The 1363-nt window shown below is 55.0% G+C and carries 1 protein-coding gene and 1 pseudogene; both read left to right on the top strand.

Annotated elements, in window-relative coordinates:
* The first annotated feature begins 330 nt into the window (after positions 1–330).
* Positions 331–876, top strand: a complete 546-nt coding sequence (locus ACOCD2_RS20120) for a hypothetical protein (RefSeq protein ID WP_293675139.1) — start codon at positions 331–333, stop codon at positions 874–876.
* Between the two features lie 276 nt (positions 877–1152).
* Positions 1153–1363, top strand: a pseudogene (locus ACOCD2_RS20115) (group II intron reverse transcriptase/maturase); the annotation flags it as partial.

Here is a 1363-nt window from a genome sequence, read left to right as displayed (position 1 = left end):
GCCCCGCCGCCCAGGTGGGTCTCAATATAGGTGTCGTGTGGCGGCATCAGGGCGATGATGGGCTGGCACAGTCCGGAGGTCGCCTTCGATCCAAAATAACTGCCCATGGCTGTTGATCCATTCGATGTGTTGGGTCAATGGCATAGACTCGGCGTGCTATGATGTCAAGCCTCTACAGACATGAAAAAGCGATTGTAGATCCATCAAGGCAGGCTTGTACTCATCTTAGGGGTGAGTAGTTACCTTTTTGGAATATAATCACATGGTGCCCGACATCTACCCACTCCATTTGGGGAAGAGCCAAAAAATATGAAACATGCGAGAATCGTTATGACTGCCACGCTGCTGGTGTCCATGGTGTCGACGCTTGCCGGGTGTGTCATGCTCAGCGGGGAAGAGCGCGCGCCCAAAGAAAGGTCGCAGCAGGGAGCAGGGGAGTTATCTGTGGAGAGGAAACTACCGGCGGAGATGGAATTATCGGTAGAGATAGAATTAGCGGGGGAGAGGGAACAGGCGATGGAATCGCCACCCGAGGAAACAGACGGCGATGTGGATCTTTTTTGCGGCTTCAGTGACAGCGGGGAGGGGAGCATCGCTTACCAAACGGGTTTTGGTGTGGCCGCGCTTACGCGCTTCCGCTCTGAGAGTGATGCGGTCCGGATAGCCCACGCGCTGGGGCATGCTTTGGCGCAGCGCGTTTATCGTCTGGGTGCGGACGAGGTTTTTTCCTCGGCCTTGACATCCACGTGTTTCGAACGGGATTTTCTCATCGGCTACGCCGACATTATCGGGGGAACCTTGGCTCCCCTAGACGCTGTGAGGGATGCATTTGTACGGGGAATGCGCGACGGGTGGCTGGAGTTAAAAGAACAGTGAACCATGTGATAGATTTTGGGACATCCCTGTCCCCAGCAAGGTCAGGGACGAGCTGGACATCGTTCCTGCGCAGGCGCGGGTGATCGAAAGATTTTGAGCCTGACGCTTTTCGAAACAACCCCCATAGATCAACTTTCTAGGCGCCTGTCCTGAGCAGAGCGTTCAACGGATCTGCAATCTGCTCTCGATCTTGGAACGAAACGACCGTTCAAACGTCCCCCATCACCCAATGCGAAACCTGTGGCGAAGACCTGAGCAAGACGCCCTGTCAGAAGTTTGAGCGGCGCGACGATCAGCCGGCGCTTGAGCGCCAAGCTGAAAGTGTTCAAGGAGTGGTTGAGAGCCAACCGGACTCTGCCGACTGCCGAGATCATGCGAACCACCGCAAACAAGCTGCGGGGCCATTATGCGTATTACGGAGTATCGGGTAACAGTCGGAGTATCAGCAACTTTGCCTATCAGGTGGAACTGATACTTTTCAAATGGC

The organism is Thiolapillus sp., from assembly GCF_048562965.1.
GTDB lineage: Bacteria > Pseudomonadota > Gammaproteobacteria > Chromatiales > Chromatiaceae > Thiolapillus > Thiolapillus brandeum_A.
This window is presented reverse-complemented; position numbering and strand designations above follow the sequence as displayed.

What these genes read in the sequence shown, in the direction of transcription:
- ACOCD2_RS20120 (WP_293675139.1), top strand. Translation starts at nt 331, where the DNA reads ATGACTGCCACGCTGCTGGTGTCCATGGTGTCGACGCTTGCCGGGTGT.